The following is a 22718-nucleotide window of genomic DNA, read 5'->3' as shown; positions in this document are numbered from 1 at the left end:
CGCGACCCGCCCCTCCCCGCGTACGCTCCCTCGCATGGACGCGCACACGCTGACCACCGCGTACGAGATCATCCGGCAGCCGCTCGGAGAGATCCTCCCCAAGGTCTCGGGCGCCCTCGCGCCGCTCGTCCCGCACGTGGACGCGGCCGAACTCTCCACCCACTGCGCCCACTCCCCCTTCAAGACCCTCGGCGGTACGGAGCTGCTCACCGCCTCCGAACTGGCCCCGCTGCTCGCGGCCGGCGTGCCCGGGAGCCCCTGGCAGGGGGTGGCGACGATCGGTGGCCGGGGGCGTGAGGTCGTCGCCGTCACCAGCCATGCGACCCGGCGCGGGGCGGTGCTCGTGCTCGTACGGGAGGACGGCAGCGTCCCGGCCGGCGAGGCCGAACTCGCCGTGGCGCAGGCGCTGTGGGACCTGGTGGCCGGCCACTTCGACCGGTTCGCGACGGAGGCCCTGCCGGGCGCCCTGGCCCGCTCGCGGGCGGCGGCCGACACCCGGGCGCGGGTGATCGCGGAACTGACCGCCACACACTCGGCAGCCCTCTCCGGGGTCCTCGGGGTGCTGCGCAGCCGCGCCCTGGACGACACCACGGCCCGGGTGACCGCGACCGACCTGGCCGCGTCGGCGCTGATCGAGATGCGGGCGGCGCAGCGGCGGGACCGGATGCTCGCGGAGGAACCGGCCCAGGACGCCTTCGAGCGGCTCGCCGCCGAACTCCGGCCGATGCTGCGGCACAGCCAGGTCAGGCTCGACCTGGGCGCACCGGACTCGGACCGCTCGCTCGCGGCGGATGTGGCGCACAGCGCGCGGGCGATCGTCCGGTCCCTGCTCCTGATCGTGCTCGAACAGGACTCGGTGCACCGGATCCACGTCGGCTGGCAGCTGACCGAACACGAACTGCGGGCCTCGGTACGGGACGACGGCGCGGGCGCGCTCGCCCCCTGCGACCTGGGCGCGGGCACGATCAAGGACCGGCTCGACGTGCTCGGCGGACGGCTCGACATGGACGCGGTACCGGGCTGGGGCACGACGATCACGGCGGTGATCCCGCTGGCGGCACCGGCCGCGCCGGTCGAGGCGGCACACCCGCTGACCGGCCTCGGCGAGCGGGAGGTGGAGGTCCTGCGTCACCTGGCGCTCGGGCACCGCAACCGGCGGATCGCGGAGGAACTGCACATCAGTGAGTCGACGGTGAAGTTCCACGTCGCCAACATCCTGAACAAGCTGGGCGTCGACTCCCGCGGCGAGGCGGCGGCCCTCTTCCACGCGGCGGCGTAGAGCCCACGGCGTGCACCCACCCGGCCCACGACGGCGGGCGTTGTCAGTGTCGGGTGCCAGACTCGCACCCATGACCGATCGGTGGGCACTCGCGCCCCAGGCCGAGGGCGACGGAGCGCTGCTCGTGCCCCTCGGCCCGGACGGGCTGCCCGCCGGGGACGTGCGGCGCGAGCCGGACCTGGTGGCGGCCGTACGGGCCAGACCCGAGGTGGCGCGCTGGGTGTGGCGGTCGACGCCCGAGGTGTACCCCCGGCTCCTGGCCGGCGGTGTACGGGTCGAGCGGTGCTACGACGTGGAGGACGCCGAGCAGCTGCTCCTGGGCCACGAGGGGCGGCTCGGCGAGCCCCGTTCCGCGGCGGCGGCCTGGGCGCGCCTGCGGAACGCCCCCGTGCCGCCCGATCCGCCCCAGCGCGGCGCCGAGCCCGGTTCGCAGGACTCGCTCTTCGAGCCGCGCCCCGTCGTCTCCGTCCCCTTCGACGGCCTCCTCGCGGTCTACGCGGAGCAGCTGCGCCGCCACGAACGGGCGGAGCACCCGGGCAGGATGCGGCTGCTCACGGCCGCCGAGTCGGCGGGGATGCTGGTGGCCGCCGAGATGCACCGGGCGGGCCTGCCGTGGCGGGCGGACGTGCACCGGGACCTGCTGCACGAGCTGCTCGGCGAGCGGTACGCGGGCGGGGGCGAGCCGCGCCGCCTCGCGGAGCTCGCGGACGAGGTGTCGGCGGCCTTCGGGCGCCGGGTCCGGCCGGATCTGCCCGCCGACGTGGTGAAGGCCTTCGCGCAGGCCGGGGTGCGGCTGAAGTCCACCCGCCGCTGGGAGCTCGAGGAGCTCGACCACCCGGCGGTGAAGCCGCTGATCGCGTACAAGAAGCTGTACCGGATCTGGACGGCGCACGGCTGGTCGTGGCTCCAGGACTGGGTGCGGGACGGCCGTTTCCGGCCGGAGTACCTGCCCGGGGGCACGGTCAGCGGACGCTGGACGACCAACGGCGGCGGGGCCCTGCAGATCCCGAAGGTGATCCGGCGCGCGGTGGTCGCGGACGAGGGCTGGCGCCTCGTCGTGGCGGACGCCGACCAGATGGAGCCGCGCGTGCTCGCCGCGATCTCCCGGGACCCGGGCCTGATGGAGGTCGCGGGTCACCCGGACGACCTCTACACCCGGCTCTCGGACCGGGCCTTCTCCGGCGACCGCGACCACGCCAAGATCGCGCTCCTCGGCGCGATCTACGGGCAGACCAGCGGCGACGGCCTGAAGAACCTGGCGGCCCTGCGGCGCCGCTTCCCGCGCGCGGTGGCCTATGTCGACGAGGCGGCGAAGGCGGGCGAGGAGGGCCGGCTCGTCCGGACCTGGCTGGGCCGGACCAGCCCGCGGGCGGTGGGCTCGGGCGAGGACGAGGAGGCAGGACTGCCGCAGGAGGGCGGCGAACCGGCGGCGGAGGAGGGGGAGTTCACCCCCGGGTACGCCTCCGGGAACGCGCGGGCGCGGGGCCGGTTCACCCGTAACTTCGTGGTGCAGGGCAGCGCGGCCGACTGGGCGCTGCTGATGCTGGCGGCACTGCGGCGCGCGCTCTCCGGGATGCGGGCGGAGCTGGTGTTCTTCCAGCATGACGAGGTGATCGTGCACTGCCCGGCGGAGGAGGCGGAGGCGGTCACGGCGGCGATCCGGGCGGCCGGGGACGAGGCGGGCCGGATCGCGTTCGGGGACACGCCGGTGCGGTTCCCGTTCACGGTGGCCACGGTGGAGCGGTACGCGGACGCGAAGTAGCCGCGGGGAAACCTCCGGGACAGGCAGGCGGGCCCGCACGCAGGTGCGTGCGGGCCCGTCACCGGTCCGTCCGGCCGCTACTTCAGCGGCAGCGTCTGCCACCTCAGGCTCAGCGCGGTCGACCGCAGCTGCTCCATCGTCAGCGCGGGCTCGGCGCGGGTCGCCGCCTCGTGCTGCGTGCCGGCGTTGAAGGCGGACACGACGACCCGGAAGCCCTCCGGCGTGATGGTGTCGACGGTCCACCAGACGACGCCCTCGCCGCCCTTCTCGCCCGGCTGCTGGGTGAGCTTGACCTTGCGGCCGTCGGGGAGCGTCGTGACGTCTCCGCTGCCGAAGAGGGAGTCGGCCACGTCCGACATGTTCGGCTGGACGTTGATCTGGACCAGGCTCTTCCCCTTGCCGTCGTCGACGACCACATAGGCGTACCCGGACTGCCCGCCCTTGTTGACGACCGTGAGGCCCTTGGGCAGGAGCGAGCTCAGGGTGTTCATCATGCCGGTGGCGCTCGGCTCGGCCGGCGGCTGGGCCGCGCCCTCGCCGCCGGACATGTCCACGTGCTCGGGCAGCTGCGCGGTCAGCGGGCCCCAGTCGTCTGCCGTGACGAGCGCCTTGAGCTGGGCGGGGGTGAAGGGCGGGTTCTCACGACTGATGGGAGAGCCCTTCTCGGCGGCGGCGTTGTACTCGCTCACGTCGATCAGGAAGCCGTCCCGGGTGAGCAGGACCGCACGCCACACCTTGGTCTCCACCCGCTTGTCGGGGTACTCGTACCCCTGGAAGATCATGAGCCGGGAGCCGTTCGGCAGGTTCTCCTCGGTGCAGTCGTCGTAGGGGACGGCGACCTTGTCGGGGCAGTCCACCTGGTCCTCGCCCGCCTCGCCGGTGCCCGCGCGGTAGAGGCCGACGGTGACGGCTGCCTTGCCGTCGCCGTCGTCGAAGACGCCGCCGGCCGACTGGCCGAAGCCGTCGAGGCCGTCGATCTCCCAGGTTCCCGCCGGGGCGTTGGCCTTGAGGGCGGCGGCGATGTCCTTGACCGGGATCTTCGGCTCGGCCGGCAGCTGCCTCCCGGGGGCGGGGTGGGTGGTGGAGCTGGGCTTGGGCTTGGGGGGCGCCGCCACGGAGGTGGTCGACGAGTCCGCGGCGGGCGACATCAGAGAACCGCCGTACACGCCTCCGATGCCGACGGCTGCGAGCGCGAGGACGCCACCGGTCATCGCGAGGCGACGGCGGACCAGCCGCCGCTTGCCGCGCCGCAGCCCGCCGTCGACCAGCTCGCGCCGGTCGTCGGCGGCGAAGCCGTCGCCGGTGCGCCGCAGGATCGCGCCGAGCTCGTCCTCGAACCCTTCGTGCTGGGGGCCTTCGTTCTGAGGCATGTCGAATTCACCGTCTCCGGTCAGTGGATGAAGAAGCGTGGAAGAGAAAGCCTGCGGTGAGCGGTCCGACCGTCAGCGGTCTCGCCGCCACCGGTCTCGCCGCCACCGGTCTCGCCGTCAGCGGTCTCGCCGTCAGCGGGCGGCGAACTCGGCGATGCTGCCGCCGAGTCGTTCGCGCAGCTTCGTCAGGGCGCGTACGGAGCGGGTGCGTACCGCGGCGGAGCTGACGTGCAGGGCGTCGGCGGTCTCCTCGATGCTGCGGTCCTCCCAGTACCGCAGCACCACGACCGCCCGGTCCTTGGGCGCGAGTCCGGCCAGCGCGTCGAGCAGCGCGATCCGGAGCGCCGGGTCCTCGCCGTTGTCGGGGGCACGGTCGGGGAGCTCGCCGAGCGGGCGCTCGGTGGCCGACCGGCGCCGCTGGTGGCTGAGGAACGTGCGGACGAGCACGGTCTGGGCGTACGCGGCGGGGTTCCCGATCCGGGACATGCGGCCCCACAGGGCGTACATCCTGCCGAGCGTCTCCTGGGTGAGGTCCTCGGCGAGATGGGTGTCCCCACTGGTCAGCAGGCATGCCGAGCGGAACAGCGGGCCCGTGCGTGCGGCGGCGAACTCCAGGAACTCGTCCGCGCGGGACTTTCTCATACCCCTCCTTTCCCTCGCGGTCACATGGTGTGGTCGCCGTACACCTCATTGACGCGACGGGGCGCGGCAAATGTTTCAGGGGAATCTGCAGGCGTCTTCGCCGAGCGCGTCCAAAAGTGCAGAAAAGGGGTAATCCTGGAGTATGAACACTCTCAGCGCAGCCCAGACCCTGGCCGCGGGAGTCTGGCAGTCAGGCCTCGCGCAGGTGCTCGGCGGGCTGGTCCTCGTGGCCGTACTGATCACGGCGTTCTGGCTGGGCTTCCGGATCCGCAACCGCGAGCCCGCCCCGCCCAAGCCGGAGGATCAGCCGCACCGGCCGGAGGACAGCGGTCTGCCGGGCGAGATGTCCGAGTACCGCAGGCCGGCCGAGATGCCCCATACGGACGGCGAGCACCGGCTCATGCCGTACCAGCTCAAGGACGGCTCGGAGGCGGCGCCCGGCCCGCCGACCGAGGAGAAGCGCAAGTGGGGCGGGATCTCCAGCGGAGGCTTCGGCAGTGGGGGCACGGGGCACGGCGACTGAATCCTTACCTGCCCGACGGAGGCCACGCCCCGTGGATGAGAACGCTGTCACCGCAACGCCCCGGGGAGCTCTCCCCACAGCTCCCTTCGAGGAGCACCGAGCACACCTGCGGGCCGTCGCGTACCGCCTCCTCGGCACCTTCGAGGAGGCGGACGAGGCGGTCGAGGAGGTGCGGAGGACCTGGCCTGCCCGGCACGTCCCGATCGCCCCGGGCCCGGTCCCGGCCCTGTACGACCCGACCGAGGCCGTCGCGCGCGCCAGCCTGGACCGGCTCCGGTCCCGCGAGACCCACCGAGAGCACCCCCGGGACCCGTGGGACCCGTGGGACCCCTGGGCTTCGGGCATGCCGACCCATCCTCGTGCCCCGGACGAACCACCTCCGCCGACGGCGCTCGACGGCCTGACACCACCGGAACGGCTCGCGTTCGTGCTGCACGAGGAGTTCTCCGTTCCGTACGAGCAGATCGCCCTCATCCTGGAACGCACCCCGGCCACCGCCCGCCAACTGGCCGGCCGGGCCCGCTACCGGCTCCGGGAGGCCGAGGACATGCCGAAGCCGGACCTGCCGCGCCAGCGGGACGTCGTCGCGGCCTTCCTGACGGCCGCGACGAGCGGCGACGCCGCCGCCCTGCACGACCTCCTCGACCCCGACGTGGTGCTGCGGGTCGACGCCACGGCCGAACGGGCCGGGGCGAGGACCGTGCACGGCTCCGGCGCGGTCGCCGAGGCGCTCGCCGGCCAGGTGAGTACGGCCAGAAAAGCCCTGGTGGACGGGGCCGCTGGGCTGGCCTGGCCGGCGGAGGGCGACCCGCGGCTCGTGTTCGCCTTCACCGTCCTGGAGGGCCGGATCACGGCGATCGACGCCCTGTCGGACGAGGACCACCTGGGCCGCCTGAAGCTCCAGCTCTGAGCGCCCCGGCCGCGCCTCTCCGCAGGCCCCCGGCGCACGCGCGCCGGCTCACTCCCCGAGGACGCGCCCCGCACGCGATGCCACATGGGCGGGCGGAACGACGTCGGCGGGCAGCACGGGATCGGTGACCGGCTCGCCGAAGGTGGTCACCACGGGCAGCACTCCGGCCCACAGGCCGAGCGCCGCGTCCTCGGAATCACCGTCGTCCGGCGGCCCGCTGCGGGTCTTCACCGAGGCCTCGGTCAGGTCGAGCGCGAGCACGGCGGTCGCGGCAAGTTCCTTGCGGCTGGGCTGCCGTACGTACTCCCACTGCCCCGGGGAGCTCTGCTCGGTGAGCGCCCGCAGGCCGCGCAGCTTCTCGTCCGGGTCGGTCACGACGCGGGGGACGCCGTAGATCATCGCGCAGCGGTAGTTCACCCCGTGCTCGAAGACGGAACGGGCCAGGACCAGCCCGTCGACGTGGGTGACGGTGACACAGACGGTGGTGTCGGGCGCCTGGACGAGACTGCGGCTGGCGACGGACCCGTGCAGATAGAGCTGATCGCCTTCGACGCCGTACGCGGTGGGCACCACCATCGTCGTCCCGTCGACGGGGACCCCGAGATGGCAGAGGAACCCGGCCCCGAGCACGGCGTCCAGATCGGCCCGCCGATGGCTGCCCTTCTCCCGCATCCGCCGCAACCGGGTCCGCTCGGTGACGACCGACGCGTCGCCCCCACCAGCCCTGTCCGTGCCGCCGCCGCTCATGCTTCCCCCAGGTTCCTCGACCGACGCAAAAGATCTCCGGGATTTGTACGACCTCCGACCCCCACCCCGCCACCACCGCCCACCTGTCGAAACGCCGGACGCGGCCGATTCCGGGCATGAAAAAACCCCAGGTCACGGCGAGTGAGTCCTGGGGTAATTCCGAGCCGCCTTCGGGATTCGAACCCGAGACCTACGCATTACGAGTGCGTTGCTCTGGCCAACTGAGCTAAGGCGGCACGCCGTCCGAACCCATGGTGGGTGCAGCAGCGACGCCAAGTCTACACAGTTTCCGAGGGTGCTCCGACCACCCCCGGAGAGGGCCTATGAGCAGCGCTTTCCTTCGGCGGGAGGGGTGCCGTCGAGGAGGTAGGTGTTGATCGCCGTGTCGATGCAGTCGCTGCCCCGGCCGTACGCCGTGTGGCCGTCGCCCTCGTAGGTGAGGAGCGTGCCGGAGGAGAGCTGGCCGGCCAGGGACTGGGCCCACTTGTACGGGGTGGCCGGGTCGCGGGTGGTGCCGACGACCAGGATCGGCGCGGCGCCCTCGGCGGTGATGCGGTGGGGGCCGCCGGTGGGCGGGGTCGGCCAGGAGGTGCAGTTGAGGGCCGCCCAGGCGAGGCCCCTGCCGAAGATCGGGGAGGCCTTCTCGAAGGACGGGACGGCCTTCGAGACGTCGGCGGGGCCGGCGTAGGCGGCGGGCAGGTCGAGGCAGTTCACGGCCGCGTTGGCGAACATCAGGTTGGCGTACGTGCCGTCCGCCTCCCGCTCGTAGTAGCTGTCGGCCAGCGCCAGGAGGCCCGAACCCTCGCCGCCGATCGCCCGGGTGAGGGCCTCCCGCAGCTGGGGCCAGGCGCCCTCGTCGTACATCGCCGCGATCACCCCGGTGGTGGCGAGGGACTCGCCGAGCGCCCGGCTCTCGCCGGTGGGCACCGGCTCGGCGTCCACGTCGCGGAAGAACTTCTTCAGCGCCTCGCCGGCCGCCGCGACCGACTCCGTACCCAGCGGGCAGTCCGGCTTGGTCACGCAGTCCGCGGCGAAGGCCCGGAACGAGGTCTCGAACCCGGCGGTCTGGTCGCGGTTGAGGTCGATCGCCGGCAGCGACGGGTCCATCGCCCCGTCGAGGACGAGGCGGCCGACCCGGTCCGGGAACAGCTCGGCGTACGTGGCGCCCAGGAACGTGCCGTACGAGGCGCCCACATAGCTGAGCTTCTCGTCGCCGAGCACCGCCCGCAGGATGTCCATGTCACGGGCCGTCTCGACCGTGGAGACGTGCGGCAGGATCGCCCGCGACTTCTTCGCGCAGCCCGCCGAGAAGACCTTGAAGGCGGCGCTCAGCGCGTTGACCTCCGCGCTGTCGTCGGGGGTCTGGTCGACCTGTGTGAACGTGTCCATCTGGGGGCCCGTCAGACACTCGACCGGCTCGCTGCGCGCGACTCCGCGCGGGTCGACGGCCACCATGTCGTAGCGGGCACGGACGGGGGCGGGGTAGCCGACGCCCGCGTACCCCTGGAGGTAGCCGACGGCGGAGCCGCCGGGGCCGCCCGGGTTGACCAGGAGCGAACCGAGCCGCTTGCCGGGGCCCGTCGCCCGGATCCGCGAGACTGCCAGGTCGATCTGCTCCCCGTCCGGCTTCGCGTAGTCCAGCGGGGCCCGCAGGGTCGCGCACTGGAAGCCCGTGACGCCGCAGTCGCGCCACTTCGGCTGCTGGGCGTAGAACTTCTTCAGCGCCTCGGGCGGGGAGGAGGGCGAGGCCTGCCGGGCCGCCGCCGTGGTGCGGGACGCCGCCGCGTCGCTTCCGCCCGAGCAGCCGGAGAGGATCAGCCCGGCGGCCGCGAGGGCCGTGGCGGACGTACGGAGCAAGCGCCTGGAGTCCATTCCCGGAGCGTATCCGGAGCGGTACGCACCGTGTCCAATCGACTGGGACGGACGCCACAGGGGCCCGGCCGGCCGGACGTCTCCGGGACCCGACCTGCCGGACGCCTCCGGGACCCGATCTGCCGCACGCCACCGGGACCGGCCCGATCGGAAGGACGCTCCCTAGTCCCGCAGCGCCAGCGTCATCGCCTCCAGCGCGAGCAGCGGGGCCACCTGCCGGTCGAGGGCCTCGCGGCAGGCCAGGACCGCCTCGATACGGCGGAGGGTGCGCTCCGGCGTGGTGTCGTGGGCGATCCGCTCGATCGCGTCCCGTACGTCCGTGTTGGCGAGGGCCGTGCGCGAGCGCAGCTGGAGCGCCAGGACATCGCGGTAGAAGCCGGTCAGTTCGGTGAGCGCGAGGTCCAGGCTGTCGATCTGCGTCCGCTTCTTGCGCCGCTTCTGGTCCGCTTCCAGGTCCTTCATCACCCCGGCCGTGCCCCGCGGCAGCCGCCCGCCGGGACCCACACCGAGAGCCGCCTTCAGCTCCTCGGTCTCTCTGGTGTCGGCCTCCTCCGCCACCTCGTTCGCGTCCTGCGTCGCCGTGTCGATCAGCTCCTGGGCGGCCTTCAGGCAACCGCCGATGTCGTGGACCCGCAGGGGCACCTTGAGGACGGCGGCCCTGCGCGCGCGGGCCCGCTCGTCGGTGGCGAGCCGCCGGGCGCGGTCGATGTGTCCCTGGGTGGCGCGGGCGGCCGCGTGGGCCGTCTCCGGTTCGATGCCGTCACGCCGTACGAGCACGTCGGCGACCGCGTCCACCGGAGGTGTCCGGAGGTTCAGGTGGCGACACCGGGAGCGGATCGTGGGCAGCACGTCCTCGATCGAAGGCGCACAGAGCAGCCAGACGGTGCGCGGAGCGGGCTCCTCCACGGCCTTCAGAACCGCGTTGGCCGACTTCTCGTTCAACCGATCGGCGTCCGCCACCAAAATGACCTGCCAGCGACCGTTCGCGGGCGCGGTGTACGACTTGCGGACGGTGTCACGCATCTCCTCGGCCCTGACCACGGTCCCGACGGCGGTGACCGTGGTGATGTCGGCGTGGGTGCCGACCAGTGCCGTGTGGCAGCCGGTGCAGAAGCCGCAGCCCGGCGCCCCGCCGAGCGCCCGGTCGGGGCTCACGCACTGCAGCGCGGCGGCGAACGCCCGCGCGGCGGTCTCCACCCCGGACCCCGGCGGTCCGGTGAAGAGCCAGGCGTGGGTCATCGTCGAGGCCTCGGGGTCGGGCTCTCCGGCGGCATGGGCGGTCACGAGCGCGTCGGCGTCCCGCGCGGCCGCGGCGAGCTGCTCCTCGACCTTCGCCTGTCCGACCAGGTCGTCCCATACGGCCATGTCTGCCCCTCCTCAGGTACGCCCTCCATTGTGGGGCAGTCCTCTGACAACCCCCGCCGGGCGGACGGAGCCGTACGCCGGGTTCATGCCTCGGTGCGGGGACGGGTGAGCCACAGACCGACGGCGGAACCGAGCAGTGCCACGCCGGTGCCCACACTGGCGACGATCTGGGTGGAGCCGGTCCAGCCGGCGAGCGTGTTGACGTAGGCGTTGCCGAGGACGCTCGCCGTGAGCAGCAGCCAGAGCAGGAACCGCATGATGGTCTCCGTGGATCGTGAGGTGGGGAAGTTGATTCGATCTTCGTCCGCCCCGCGCTCCGGCACAGTGGTGCCCGCACCCGGATCGATGGTGGTGCCCGCTCCACCGCGCCCCTCGGGTCCTCCCGCATAACCTGGCGGGTATGCGCGACGCGATCAAGGAATCCGGCCGGGCGTCGCTCCACCTGCTGAGCGGGGCCGCGGTCGCGCTCCTCTGCTACCTGATGGTCGGCGTCGCCCTCTTCACGGCCTTCCTGACCGTCACCGTCATCGGCGCGGGCGTGCTCCCCGAGAGCGTGCTGCTGCTGCGCCGCCTGGCCGGCCGGGAGCGGCGCCGGACCGCCGCCCGGACCGGGACGCCGGTCCCGGAGGCGTATCTGCCGCTCGAAGGCGCCCTCCCCGCGCGCGTGCGGGCCGCCGTCACCGACCCGGGCACGGGGCGGGACCTGATCTGGGCTGCCGCGCAGCTGGTCTACGGCATGGGGGTCTGGTTCGCCTCGCTGGTCCTGTGGCCGCCCGCACTGCTGGTCGACGGCGTGGTGACCGGGCTCGCGGGGCGGCGGCCGGTGCTCCTGCCGCTGATCGGACGGCTCGCCGACCTGGAGGCCGAGTGGTCGCGCGCACTGCTCACGCCGACCCCCTCGGCCGCGCGAGCCGCCGCGCTCGCCGCCCGGGTCGAGGAGCTCACGGCCACCCGGGCGGGCGCGATCGCCGCGCACGGCGCCGAGCTGCGCCGGATCGAACGCGATCTGCACGACGGCACGCAGGCCCGTCTCGTGGCGCTCTCGATGCGGATCGGCCTGGCGAAGCGGGCGTACGACTCCGATCCCGTGACCGCGCGGAAGCTCCTCGACGACGCGCAGACGCAGGCAGAGGAGGCGCTGGCCGAGCTGCGGCACGTGGTGCGCGGCATCCACCCGCCGATCCTCACCGACCGGGGCCTGACCGGGGCGGTACGGGCCCTCGCCGCGAGCAGCGGCCTGGAGGTGGAGGTGTCCGTGACGGGTCTGGCCGACCACACCCCCGACCCCGTCCCCGGCGACCGGCCGGAGCACGGCGCCACCGCCCGCACCCCCGGCGGCCGCCCGGATCAGCTCGACACCGTCCGCGCGACCGCCCCCCGCGCCCCCGCCGCCGTCGAGGCCGCCGCCTACTTCGTGGTCGCCGAGGCCCTCACCAACGCCGCGAAGCACAGCGGCGCGACCCGCGCCTCCGTCGTCCTCTCCCGCGAACCGGCCGCTCTCCGCGCGCGCGTGGCGGACGAGGGCCGCGGCGGCGCCGAGGCCGGCGAGAGCGGCGGCTCCGGGCTCGTCGGCATGCGCCGCCGGGTCGCCGCGCTCGACGGCACCGTACGACTGACCAGCCCCGAAGGGGGGCCGACCGTGATCGAAGTGGAGCTTCCGTGCGTGTGGTGATCGCCGAGGACAACGTCCTCCTCCGGGAGGGCCTCGTGCTGCTGCTGACCTCGTCCGGCCATGAGGTCGCCGGGGTCGCGGCCACCGGCCCCGAGGTCCTGCCGCTGCTCCTGGAGCACCGGCCGGACGTGGCCGTCCTCGACGTACGGATGCCGCCCGGCTTCCGCGACGAGGGGCTGCGTGCGGCGCTCGCGGCCCGCGCGCAGCTGCCCGGCCTTCCGGTGCTCGTCCTCTCCCAGTACGTGGAAGAGACGTACGCCGCCGAGCTCCTGGGCGGCGGGGCGCGGGGCGTCGGCTACCTCCTGAAGGACCGGGTGGGCCGGGTGGACGAGTTCCTGGACGCCCTGGAACGGGTCGCCGCCGGTGGTACGGCCCTGGACCCGGAGGTCGTCACCGAGCTGCTCGCCCGCCGCCGCGACGACCCGCTGGACTCCCTCACGCCCCGCGAGCGCGAGGTCCTCGAACTGATGGCGCAGGGGCACGACAACGGCACGATCGCCCGCTCGATGGTGGTCACCGAGCGGGCCGTGCACAAGCACATCGGCAATGTCTTCCTGAAGCTCGGCCTGCCGCCGAGCGACAGCGGCGGCCACCGCCGGGTCCTCGCCGTCCTCGCCTACCTCGACGCCTGAGTCATGCCCGCTGTCGCCGCGAGGGCAGGAACACCCCCGCCACCACCGTGACCACCACCGTGCCGGCGATCAGCGCCGCCTGCTCGGGCGGCAGGTACGGCAGCCCGCCCGTGAGCGACCAGGCGAAGGCGGTCAGCGGCAGCGCGGCCACCACGACGCCGACGAGCAGGCCGGTGGCGGTCAGGAAACCCGCCTCCAGGCCGAGCATCCGACGCAGCTGACCGGCCGACGCGCCCACCTGGCCGAGGAGCTGGAGTTCGCCGCGCCGTCCCGCGCCGATCAGGGTGAGGGTGCTGAGGACGGAGAGGAGGGTGAGGCCGCCGATCGCGGAGACGATCACGGCCGAGACGATGCCGTTGAGTTCGGCGCCCGGCGGAGTCACCCGCTCGGGCACCACGGAGGAACCCGAGCCCGGCTTCTCCGTGGACGCCAGTACGCGCGCGGGGTACGGATCGCTCATGTGCGGGGCGAGTTCGGCCTTCGGGAGGAGGAACTCGCCGAGCGCGAGCGAGCGTTCGTACACCGCCACCACCCGGAGCCGCTTCGGTGTGCCGTCCCCGAGCCGCAGGTCCACCGTCGAACCGGGTCGTGCGTCCAGCGCGTCGGCCATGTCCGCGCCGACCGCGACCGTGCCCGTACGGGCGAGTCCGGCCAGGTCACCGGCGACGACCCCGGGGTCGAGCGTGCCCGCGAGGCCCGCCGCGTCCACGCCGAGCACCGGAAGCCGGTCGAGGCGCGGCGCGCCGGCCTCCGTGCGCGCCAGGACGACCGTCGACCGCAGCACGTCGGTGGCCGCGTCGACGCCCGGCAGCCGCCGCACCCGCTCGGCCGTCGTGCCGGAGAGCGCGAGGTCCGCGGTCGTCGCGGCCCGCGCCTGCTCGTCGGCGGCCCGCCCCATGGTCGTGCCCGCCGAGAGCTGCACGAGCGCGAAGGCGGTGACGAGGACGACCGGTACGAGCGCCGCCCCGAGACGCCGCGAGTGGGCGCTCGCACCGGCGGCGGTGAGCCGTCCGGGCGCGCCGCCGAGCCGGCGGAACGGCAGGTCGAGGGCCTTCATCGCGGCCCCCGCGATCCAGGGCCCGAGCACCGCGCACCCGGCGACCAGCGTCACCGTGGCCGCCCCGGCGGCGGCGGCGGCCGCCTCACCGCCCTGGGCCGCGGCGGTGACGGCCGATGCCACGCCCAGCAGGACCAGCGCGATGCCGACGACCCGCCGCACGCCGCCCTTCCCCGGGCGCCCGGGCCGTCGGGCGGCGAAGAGGACGACGAGCCGGGTGATCCCCACGACCACGGCGGCGACGAGCAGGGAAGCGGCGAACAGCCATGGCGGGGAGGGGAGTTCGAGGCCGTCCGGGACGACTCCGGTACGGGCCCGGAGCGCCGACCACAGCCCGAGGAACACCGGTACGGCCGCGACGGCGCCGCACAGCGCCGCGAGCCCCGCCACCCGGGTCACCTCCCGGCCGGCCGCCACCCGGATCTGACGGGGTGTCGCACCGACCGAGAGCAGCAACTCCCGCTCACCGGCGCGCTGCTGCAGTGCCTGCGCGACGAGCGAGGCGAGCACGAGTACGGCGACGAGCACGACGGTTCCGGAGACGGCCGCGAGGAGCTGGAGGAGCTCCATGCGCGCGGGTGCCGCGGCGAGGTGCTCGGCACCGCCGCGGCCGTCGCCGGTGAGCGCCCGGAGCGGCTGCCCCGAAGCGGTGTCCTTGAGTCCGGCCCGGTCCAGGGCCGCCCGCACGCGCGCGTGGAGGGTGTCCACGGGGACGCCGGGGTCGGCGAGCACGCCGACGGCGTCGACGGAGCCCGGCTGCCCGGCGAGCCTCCGCGCCTCGGCCGCCGTGACGTACAGCGTGGCGGGCCCGTCGGCGAGGCCGACGACCTTCCGCCCGGCGACGGTGTCCCCGACCCGCGCCCCGGCGCCGGACCCCAGGACGGCCTCTCCGGCGGTGCGTGGCTCGCGCCCGTCGATCAGTCGGTACGGGGCCAGCCGAGCCGCCTCCCAGGACCGCCCGGTGTACGCCCTCGGGTCCGAAGGGCCGCCCGCCCCCGACTCCCGTACGACGAAGGTGTGGTCCGGCACCGCGGCCCGGACCCCCGGCACCGCCCGCACCACGTCGACGGTCGCGGCGGGGATCCGTACCCGCTCGGTCAGACCGGCCGACTGGGTCTCCGTCTCGCCGCCCCACGGCTTCGTCGTCCAGCGGACCGCCTGGTCACCTGCGACGACGACGGGCGCGGCCGCGTACCGCTCCACGCGCGCGTGGCCGAGCCCCGCCGAGCCGGCGGCGAGGGCCAGGGCGCCGAACAGCGCGGAGGTCACGGTGACGGCGGCGAACACGGCCGCCCATGCCTTCCGGTGCGCCCGGAGGGAGCGGACGGCGAGCAGCCGGACCGCCGGGTTCCCGAGCGGCTTCACCTGGACACCGCCGTCCGGCGAAACGGGTGACCGGCACGCGCGCCCGCCGAGTACGCGCCCGCGTGAGCGCCCATCGAGTGCCCGCCCGCCGCATACGCATCCGCCGAGTGCCCGCCCGGAAGGTGCGCGCCGAGCATCTCCCGTACCCCCGACTCGTCCGGACGGTCGAGACGTCCGGCGAGCCTGCCCCGGTCGAGGAACACGGCCTCGTCCGTCCAGGCGGCCGCCACCGGGTCATGGGTGACGAGGACGACCGTGGTCCCCCGCTCGTCGACCGCGCGCCGCAGCAGGGCGAGGACGCCGGCCGCCGTGACCGGGTCGAGGGCGGCGGTCGGCTCGTCGGCGAAGACGACCTCGGGTTCGTTGATCAGGGCACGGGCGATGGCCACCCGCTGGCGCTGGCCTCCGGACAGGTTCTCCGGCCTGTCGCCGGCCCGGTCCGCGAGGCCGACGGCCGCGAGCCCGGCGAGGGCACGGGCGTCGAGTTCCCGGCCCTCCCGGGCTCCGGCGAGAAGCAGCGGCAGAGTGACGTTCTCCCGCACGTCGAGGGCGGAGACGAGGTTCAGCGACTGGAAGACGAAGCCGATCCGGTCCCGGCGGAGCCGGGTGAGACCGGCCGTCTTCAGGGTGGCGAGGTCGGTGCCACCGATCCGTACCGTCCCGGTCGTCGGCCGTTCGAGTCCCGCCGCGCACCGCAGCAGGGTGGACTTGCCGGAACCCGACGGGCCCATCACCGCCACGAACCGGCCGCGCGGCACGGCCAGACTCACCCCGTCGAGCGCGGGGGCCCCGCGCCCGTACGTCCGGCTCACCCCGTCCAGGGCGAGGGCCGCATCCAGGGCGCGGGCGGCACCGCTCTCCGTCACTACAGTCGTCGTCATACCGACAACGCTAGAAAAACGCAGGTCAGCGCGGTATGGGGCTGGCTTCCGGACTGGGGGTGGAGCTAGCTCCACCCCCAGCCGGGGAGGCGAGGATCAGCGGCGGCGCCGCGGGCCCTCGTCCTCGTCGTCGTGCGGGCCGAACAGCTCGTCCGCGAGCGTCGGCAGATCGTCGAGCGGGGTCTCCTCCGCCCAGTCGGAGCGCCGACGGGGCCGGCCGTTCTCGTCGAGCTGGGGCAGCTCGCGGGTCCGGTCGTTCGCCCCCTGGGGCTGCTGACGGGCGGGCCGGGTGTCCCGGAAGATGCCCGGCGGCACCCGGTCGACCGGGTCGGACGCCGGGGTGTCCCGTACGGGAGGCAGGACTGCGGTCTCGTCGGTGTCCCGTACGGGAGGCAGGACGGCAGTCTCGTCGGCGGCCCGCTCCTCGCCGATCCGGGGCAGGGCGCTCGTCTCCGCCTCCGGCTCCGGCTTCGTGATCTTCACGATCGGCGTGGCGACGGTGACCTCGTCGGGCGAGACGGTCGGCGCGTCCGGATCGGCGGCCGGCTTCACGATCGGCGTCGGCTGGGTGACCTCGTTGGCCGAGAGCTCGACGGCCGCGGCCTCGGCGGCACGCGCGGCCCGCAGGGCGGCGGCCTTCGCCTCGGCCTCGGTCTTCTCCCGCGCGGCCTTCGCGTCGGCAGCGGCTTTCGCCTCGGCCGCCGCCTTCTTCTCGGCGGCGGCCCGTTCCGCGGCGGCCTTGGCCGCCTCGGCACGGAGGGTGGCGGCGGCTTCCGCCGCGGCCCGCTCGGACGCGGCCCGCTCCGCCGCGGCCTTCGCCGCCGCCTCGGCCGCGATCTTCTCGGCGGCCGCCTTCGCCGCGACCTCTTCCGCCGCCTTCGCGGCAGCCGCTGCCTCGGCCATCCGGCGGGCCTCCTCGGCCCGGAGCAGGGCCTCCTCCGCCTTGCGCTGCTTCTCCAGGCGGCGTTCCTCCGCCTCGGCCCGCAGCCGGGCCTCCTCCTCGGCCTCCTTGCGGAGCCGTTCCTGCTCCTCCAGACGGGCCTTCTCCTCGGCCGCGAGGCGCCTGCGCTCCTCCTCGGCGGCGGCTTCCGCGGCGAGGCGTGCCTCCTCGGCCCGTCGCCGGGCCTCCTCCGCCTGACGCTCGGCCTCCAGGCGGCGCGCCTCTTCCTCCTCGCGCCGCTTGCGCTCCTCCTCCTCGGCGCGGAGCTTGGCGAGCTGCTCCTGGCGCTCGCGCTCCAGGCGCTCCTCCTCCGCCTTGCGGGCCGCCTCTTCCTCGGCGCGGCGGCGCGCCTCCTCCTCGGCCTTCCGGCGGGCCTCCTCGACGGCCTTCACCTCGGCCTCGGAGAGCGGCAGCATCCGGTCGAGCCGGTGGCGTACGACGGTGGTGACGGCCTCGGGCTCCTGGCCCGCGTCGACGACGAGGTAGCGGCTGGGGTCGGCGGCCGCGAGGGCGAGGAATCCGGCCCGTACGCGCGCGTGGAACTCCGGCGGCTCGGACTCCAGGCGGTCGGGCGCCTCGGTGAACCGTTCCCGCGCGGTCTCCGGGGAGACGTCGAGGACCACGGTCAGGTGCGGGACGAGGCCGTCGGTCGCCCAGCGCGAGATACGGGCGATCTCGGTCGGGGAGAGGTCGCGACCCGCGCCCTGGTAGGCGACGGACGAGTCGATGTACCGGTCGGAGAGGACGATCGCGCCCCGCTCCAGGGCCGGCCGGACCAGGGAGTCGACGTGCTCGGCGCGGTCGGCGGCGTACAGCAGGGCCTCGGCGCGGTTCGAGAGCCCCGCCGACGACACGTCGAGGAGGATCGAGCGGAGCCGTTTGCCGATGGGGGTGGCGCCGGGCTCGCGGGTGACGACGACCTCGTGGCCCTTGGCCCGGATCCACTCGGCGAGCGCCTGGATCTGGGTGGACTTGCCGGCGCCGTCGCCGCCCTCCAGGGCGATGAAGAAGCCGGTCGGGGAGGGCGCCTGCACCGGGTCGGAGCCGCGCAGCGCGTCGCGCAGGTCGCGCCGGAGCGGGACGCCCGCCCGGTCGTCGGTCTTCGCGAGGACGAGCGCGGCGACCGGCAGCAGCAGGGCGCCGATCAGGGCGAGCGTGAAGGCGGCGCCGCCGTGGTCGAAGACGAAGGTCCCCGAGTCGGAGGCGAGCCGGTGGGGTCCGATCGCGGCGGCGAGCAGCGGCGCGGCGAGCGCGCCGATCGCCATGCCGACGCGGGCGGTGGCCTGGAGGTGCTCGGTGGTGCGGGCCCTGCGGGGCTCCTCGGTCTCCTGGTCGACGAGGGTGTGTCCGGTGTTCGCGGCGACTCCGGCGGCGTATCCGGCGAGGACGGCGAGGAGCAGCACGGTCGCCGTGTCCGGCACCAGGCCCATCGCGATCAGCGCGACCCCGGTGACCGCGGTGACGAGCGCGAGCAGCCGGCGCCGGGACAGGACGGGCAGGACGGAGCCGGCGGTCCGGATGCCGAGGGCGGTGGCGCCGCTGAGCGCGAGGACGAGCAGCGCGTACGTGACGGGCCCGCCGCCCAGGTCGTACGCGTGGAGTACGGCGACGGACGCGGCCGCGGCGATGGCCCCGGCGACGGTGGCGCAGGTCAGGACGAGCAGCGAGAGGGCTCCCGTACGGCCCTTCTCGGCGCTTCGCTCGGCGCCCTTCTCGTCGCTTCCCTCGGCGCCCTTCCCGGTCGGCCGGCGCAGGCCCTCCAGGGGCGAGCGGGGCCGGGGCGTCTCTCCGCCGGGCAGCGCCATGGCGTACAGGACGGTGACGGAGGCGGCGAACAGACCGGCGGCGACGTACGAGCCGAGGGCGGCCTGGTGCAGCGAGAACCAGTCGATTCCGGCACCGAGGAGGTTGCCGATCAGGGTGGCGACGAGCAGGACGGCGGCCGCGGCGGGGACGGCGAGGAAGCCGGTGCGCTGGGAGAGCCGGCGCAGCGCGCCGAGGTGGTCGGGCAGCGGCCGTACGGCCCCGCCCTCGATCGGCGGGGCGGGCAGCAGCGCGGGGGCGGCGCCCTCGCGGCTGATCGTCCAGAGCCGCTCGGCCGCGCCGGTGACGAAGACGGTGCCGAGCAGGTACCAGAGGGCGCTGCCGGGGGTCCAGTCGATCCACAGCGGGGCGATCACGAGCAGCGCGATCCGGATGCCGTCGGTGCCGATCATGGTCCAGCGCCGGTCGAGCGCGCCGCCGGGTCCGGTGAGCGCGGTGAGCGGGCCGAGGAGAACGGCCCCGAAGAGGACCGAGGCGAGCAGCCGGACGCCGACGACGGCGGCCACGGCGAACGCGGCACCCCGTTCACCTCCGCCGAGCGCGCCCTCGGTCACGGCCGCCTGGAGGCCGAGGAGGACGAGTACGAGCAGGGCGAGCGCGTCGCCGGTGCTGCCGACGAACTGTGCGCTCCACAACCTGCGCAGCGGCTGATGGCGCAAGAGGGCGCGTACGGCACGCTCCCTGGAATCCGCGACGAGTGCGGCGTCGGAATCGCCGAGGCGGTCTGGCTGCTCTGCTCGCGTCATCCGTCCACCCTATCCGGACGGGATTGCTCCCCGTGGCCTTCGCCCGAACATCCGGACGAGCCTGTGACAGGGCGAACGGAAGGGGCGGAGGAATCTTCCTCCGCCCCTTCCGTCACACGGGTACCGACTACTCCGGCTTCGCGGCCGCCGTCTTCTTCGCGGCGGTCGTCTTCTTGGCCGCCGTCGTCTTGGCCGTCGTCGTCTTCTTCGCGGCCGTCTTCTTCGCGGCGGTCGTGGTCTTCTTCGCCGCGGCCTTCGTGGCCGTCTTCTTCGCGGTGGTCGCCTTCTTGGCCGGGGCCTTCTTGGCGGTCTTCTTCGCCGGTCCCTTGGCCCGCTTCTCCGCGAGCAGCTCGTAACCGCGCTCCGGCGTGATCTCCTCCACGCTGTCGCCGGTCCGCAGGGTGGCGTTGGTCTCGCCGTCCGTCACGTACGGGCCGAAGCGGCCGTCCTTGACGACGACGGGCTTCTCGCTGACCGGGTCGGTGCCCAGCTCCTTCAGCGGCGGCTTGGCCGCGGCCCGGCCCCGCTGCTTCGGCTGGGCGTAGATCGCGAGGGCCTCTTCGAGGGTGATCGTGAAGAGCTGCTCCTCCTCGGTGAGCGACCGCGAGTCCGTGCCCTTCTTCAGGTACGGGCCGTAGCGGCCGTTCTGCGCGGTGATCTCGACGCCCTCGGCGTCCGCGCCGACGACCCTGGGCAGGGACATCAGCCGGAGCGCGTCCTCCAGGGTCACGGTGTCGAGGGACATCGACTTGAAGAGGGAGGCCGTGCGCGGCTTCACCGCGTTCTTGCCGGTCTTCGGGGTGCCCTCGGGCAGGATCTCCGTGACGTACGGGCCGTAGCGCCCGTCCTTCGCGACGATCTGGTTGCCGCTGACCGGGTCCGCGCCCAGCTCGAAGTCGCCGCTCGGCTTGGCGAGGAGTTCCTCGGAGTACTCAACGGTGAGCTCGTCGGGCGCCAGGTCGGCGGACACGTCGGCCTTCTGGTAGCCCTCCTGGTCCTTCTCGCCGCGCTCGATGTACGGGCCGTACTTGCCGACGCGCAGCATGATGCCGTTGCCGACGGGGAACGAGGAGATCTCGCGGGCGTCGATGGCGCCGAGGTCGGTGACGAGTTCCTTGAGGCCGCCGAGGTGGTCCCCGTCGCCGTTGCCGGCGTCCGCGGCACCGCCGGAGGCGGCCGTACCGCCCTCGGCCTCGCCGAAGTAGAAACGCTTCAGCCACGGCACGGACTGGGCCTCACCGCGGGCGATGCGGTCGAGGTCGTCCTCCATCCGGGCGGTGAAGTCGTAGTCGACGAGACGCCCGAAGTGCTTCTCCAGGAGGTTGACGACGGCGAAGCTCAGGAAGGACGGCACGAGCGCCGTGCCCTTCTTGAAGACGTAGCCGCGGTCGAGGATCGTGCCGATGATCGACGCGTACGTCGAAGGGCGGCCGATCTCGCGCTCTTCCAGCTCCTTGACCAGCGAGGCCTCGGTGTAGCGGGCCGGCGGCTTGGTCGCGTGGCCGTCCACCGTGATCTCGTCGGCGGTCAGCGCGTCGCCCTGGGCGACCTGCGGCAGGCGCCGCTCGCGGTCGTCGAGCTCCGCGTTCGGGTCGTCGGCGCCTTCGACGTACGCCTTCATGAAGCCGTGGAAGGTGATCGTCTTGCCGGAGGCGCTGAACTCGGCGTCACGGCCGTCGGAGGACCGCCCGCCGATCTTCACGGTGACCGAGTTTCCGGTCGCGTCCTTCATCTGGGAGGCGACGGTCCGCTTCCAGATCAGCTCGTACAGCCGGAACTGGTCGCCGGTCAGACCGGTCTCCGCCGGGGTGCGGAAACGATCACCCGAAGGGCGAATCGCCTCGTGCGCCTCCTGCGCGTTCTTGACCTTGCCCGCGTAGACGCGCGGCTTCTCCGGCAGGTAGTCGGCGCCGTACAGCTGCGTGACCTGCGCCCGCGCCGCCGAGACGGCGGTGTCGGAGAGGATCGTGGAGTCCGTACGCATGTAGGTGATGAAGCCGTTCTCGTACAGCTTCTGCGCCACCTGCATGGTCGCCTTCGCACCGAAGCCCAGCTTGCGGCTCGCCTCCTGCTGGAGGGTGGTGGTGCGGAAGGGGGCGTACGGGGAGCGGCGGTACGGCTTCGACTCGACCGAGCGCACCGCGAACGCGGTGTCGGCGAGCGCGGCGGCCAGGGCGCGGGCGTTCGTCTCGTCCAGGTGGAGGACGCTGTCGCTCTTCAGCCGGCCGTCGGCGCCGAAGTCACGGCCCTGCGCGACCCGCTTGCCGTCGACCGCCGCGAGGCGTGCGACCAGCTGCGACGGGTCGGAGGCGTCACCGGTGCGGCCGGTGCCGAAGGTGCCGGTGAGGTCCCAGTACTCGGCGGAACGGAAGGCGATGCGCTCGCGCTCCCGCTCGACGACGAGCCGGGTGGCGACGGACTGGACACGGCCGGCGGAGAGCCGGGGCATGACCTTCTTCCACAGGACCGGCGAGACCTCGTAGCCGTACAGGCGGTCGAGGATACGGCGGGTCTCCTGGGCGTCGACCATGCGCTGGTTCAGCTCGCGCGGGTTGGCGACGGCCTCGCGGATCGCGTCCTTGGTGATCTCGTGGAAGACCATCCGGTGGACCGGGACCTTGGGCTTCAGGACTTCCTGGAGGTGCCACGCGATGGCCTCGCCCTCGCGGTCCTCATCGGTGGCGAGGTAGAGCTCGTCGGATTCGGCGAGGAGCTCCTTGAGCTTTCTGACCTGCGCCTTCTTGTCGGCATTGACGACATAGATGGGCTGGAAGTCGTGCTCGACGTCGACGCCGAGGCGGCGCACCTCGCCGGTGTACTTCTCGGGCACCTCGGCGGCGCCGCTGGGGAGGTCTCGGATGTGCCCGACGCTCGCCTCGACGACGTAGCCGGGGCCGAGGTAACCCTTGATCGTCTTCGCCTTGGCAGGCGACTCGACGATGACGAGTCGGCGGCCGCCGTGTGCGGCTTCGCTGGTCGGGGACAACTTCGCTCTTCTCTCCGGATCGACACTCTCTGGCACGTACGGCGCTGGCACGCACGGCAGCGGCACGGACGGTGACGCTCCCGTCGCTGCGGAGTGTGACGGTACAACCCGCCCCCGTGTCAAACGGCGAAAGCCCGCAACGGCC

The 22718-nt window shown here is 73.9% G+C and carries 16 protein-coding genes and 1 tRNA gene; 6 read left to right on the top strand and 11 right to left on the bottom strand.

The window, feature by feature from the left end; all coding sequences use genetic code 11:
- Positions 1-34 precede the first annotated feature (34 nt).
- Positions 35-1279 (top strand): LuxR C-terminal-related transcriptional regulator, encoded by a 1245-nt coding sequence (locus N5875_RS21295; RefSeq protein ID WP_318207975.1) that lies wholly within the window; start codon positions 35-37, stop codon positions 1277-1279.
- A 70-nt stretch (positions 1280-1349) separates the two neighbouring features.
- Entirely contained in the window at positions 1350-3041 is a 1692-nt protein-coding gene (locus N5875_RS21290; RefSeq protein WP_338495431.1) for a bifunctional 3'-5' exonuclease/DNA polymerase, read from the top strand.
- 77 nt (positions 3042-3118) lie between these two features.
- Here N5875_RS21290 and N5875_RS21285 read toward each other — a convergent pair whose 3' ends face one another.
- Together N5875_RS21285 and N5875_RS21280 are read right to left on the bottom strand one after the other, a co-directional pair.
- On the bottom strand, positions 3119-4411 hold the full coding sequence (locus tag N5875_RS21285) for a hypothetical protein (RefSeq protein WP_338495429.1): 1293 nt from the start codon (positions 4409-4411) through the stop codon (positions 3119-3121).
- 132 nt (positions 4412-4543) lie between these two features.
- Positions 4544-5053 carry a SigE family RNA polymerase sigma factor gene (locus N5875_RS21280; RefSeq protein ID WP_318207978.1) on the bottom strand — a complete coding sequence of 170 codons (510 nt, stop codon included), beginning with the start codon at positions 5051-5053 and terminating at the stop codon, positions 4544-4546.
- 142 nt (positions 5054-5195) lie between these two features.
- Here N5875_RS21280 and N5875_RS21275 point away from each other — a divergent pair, with 142 nt between their 5' ends.
- Both N5875_RS21275 and N5875_RS21270 read left to right on the top strand, forming a co-directional pair.
- Positions 5196-5576 (top strand): DUF6479 family protein, encoded by a 381-nt coding sequence (locus N5875_RS21275; RefSeq protein ID WP_318207979.1) that lies wholly within the window; start codon positions 5196-5198, stop codon positions 5574-5576.
- A 31-nt stretch (positions 5577-5607) separates the two neighbouring features.
- On the top strand, positions 5608-6486 hold the full coding sequence (locus N5875_RS21270; protein ID WP_338495427.1) for a sigma factor-like helix-turn-helix DNA-binding protein: 879 nt from the start codon (positions 5608-5610) through the stop codon (positions 6484-6486).
- Between the two features lie 48 nt (positions 6487-6534).
- On the opposite strand, the gene N5875_RS21265 is transcribed toward N5875_RS21270, so the two are convergent.
- From N5875_RS21265 to N5875_RS21245, 5 genes are all read right to left on the bottom strand, one after another.
- Positions 6535-7233, bottom strand: a complete 699-nt coding sequence (locus N5875_RS21265) for a pyridoxamine 5'-phosphate oxidase family protein (protein ID WP_338495426.1) — start codon at positions 7231-7233, stop codon at positions 6535-6537.
- A gap of 162 nt (positions 7234-7395) precedes the next feature.
- Positions 7396-7469, bottom strand: a tRNA-Thr gene (locus tag N5875_RS21260).
- Positions 7470-7554: 85 nt separating this feature from the next.
- Complete coding sequence (locus N5875_RS21255; RefSeq protein WP_318207982.1) at positions 7555-9105, bottom strand: alpha/beta hydrolase; 1551 nt, start codon at positions 9103-9105, stop codon at positions 7555-7557.
- A gap of 162 nt (positions 9106-9267) precedes the next feature.
- A complete protein-coding gene (locus N5875_RS21250; protein WP_318207983.1) occupies positions 9268-10470 on the bottom strand; it encodes a DNA polymerase III subunit delta' in 1203 nt (400 codons plus the stop codon).
- A gap of 83 nt (positions 10471-10553) precedes the next feature.
- Positions 10554-10727 (bottom strand): hypothetical protein, encoded by a 174-nt coding sequence (locus N5875_RS21245; protein WP_318207984.1) that lies wholly within the window; start codon positions 10725-10727, stop codon positions 10554-10556.
- A 143-nt stretch (positions 10728-10870) separates the two neighbouring features.
- Here N5875_RS21245 and N5875_RS21240 point away from each other — a divergent pair, with 143 nt between their 5' ends.
- Positions 10871-12142: a sensor domain-containing protein gene (locus N5875_RS21240; RefSeq protein ID WP_338495424.1), complete on the top strand. Its 1272-nt coding sequence runs from the start codon at positions 10871-10873 to the stop codon at positions 12140-12142.
- Positions 12130-12774, top strand: coding sequence for a response regulator transcription factor (locus N5875_RS21235; protein WP_318207986.1), 645 nt, complete (start codon positions 12130-12132; stop codon positions 12772-12774). The genes N5875_RS21240 and N5875_RS21235 overlap by 13 nt, the downstream gene beginning before the upstream one ends.
- Position 12775: 1 nt before the next feature.
- Here N5875_RS21235 and N5875_RS21230 read toward each other — a convergent pair whose 3' ends face one another.
- From N5875_RS21230 to topA, 4 genes are all read right to left on the bottom strand, one after another.
- Positions 12776-15196 carry an FtsX-like permease family protein gene (locus N5875_RS21230; protein ID WP_338495422.1) on the bottom strand — a complete coding sequence of 807 codons (2421 nt, stop codon included), beginning with the start codon at positions 15194-15196 and terminating at the stop codon, positions 12776-12778.
- A complete protein-coding gene (locus N5875_RS21225) occupies positions 15193-16077 on the bottom strand; it encodes an ABC transporter ATP-binding protein (RefSeq protein WP_338495421.1) in 885 nt (294 codons plus the stop codon). The genes N5875_RS21230 and N5875_RS21225 overlap by 4 nt, the downstream gene beginning before the upstream one ends.
- A 96-nt stretch (positions 16078-16173) precedes the next feature.
- A complete protein-coding gene (gene tmk, locus N5875_RS21220) occupies positions 16174-19587 on the bottom strand; it encodes a dTMP kinase (RefSeq protein WP_338495420.1) in 3414 nt (1137 codons plus the stop codon).
- Between the two features lie 127 nt (positions 19588-19714).
- Positions 19715-22573: a type I DNA topoisomerase gene (topA, locus tag N5875_RS21215; protein WP_318207990.1), complete on the bottom strand. Its 2859-nt coding sequence runs from the start codon at positions 22571-22573 to the stop codon at positions 19715-19717.
- Between the last annotated feature and the right edge of the window lie 145 nt (positions 22574-22718).

The organism is Streptomyces sp. SJL17-4, from assembly GCF_036826855.1.
Taxonomy (GTDB): Bacteria; Actinomycetota; Actinomycetes; order Streptomycetales; family Streptomycetaceae; genus Streptomyces.
The sequence above is the reverse complement of the archived record's forward strand: the minus strand, read 5'-3'. Positions and strand labels throughout refer to the sequence as shown.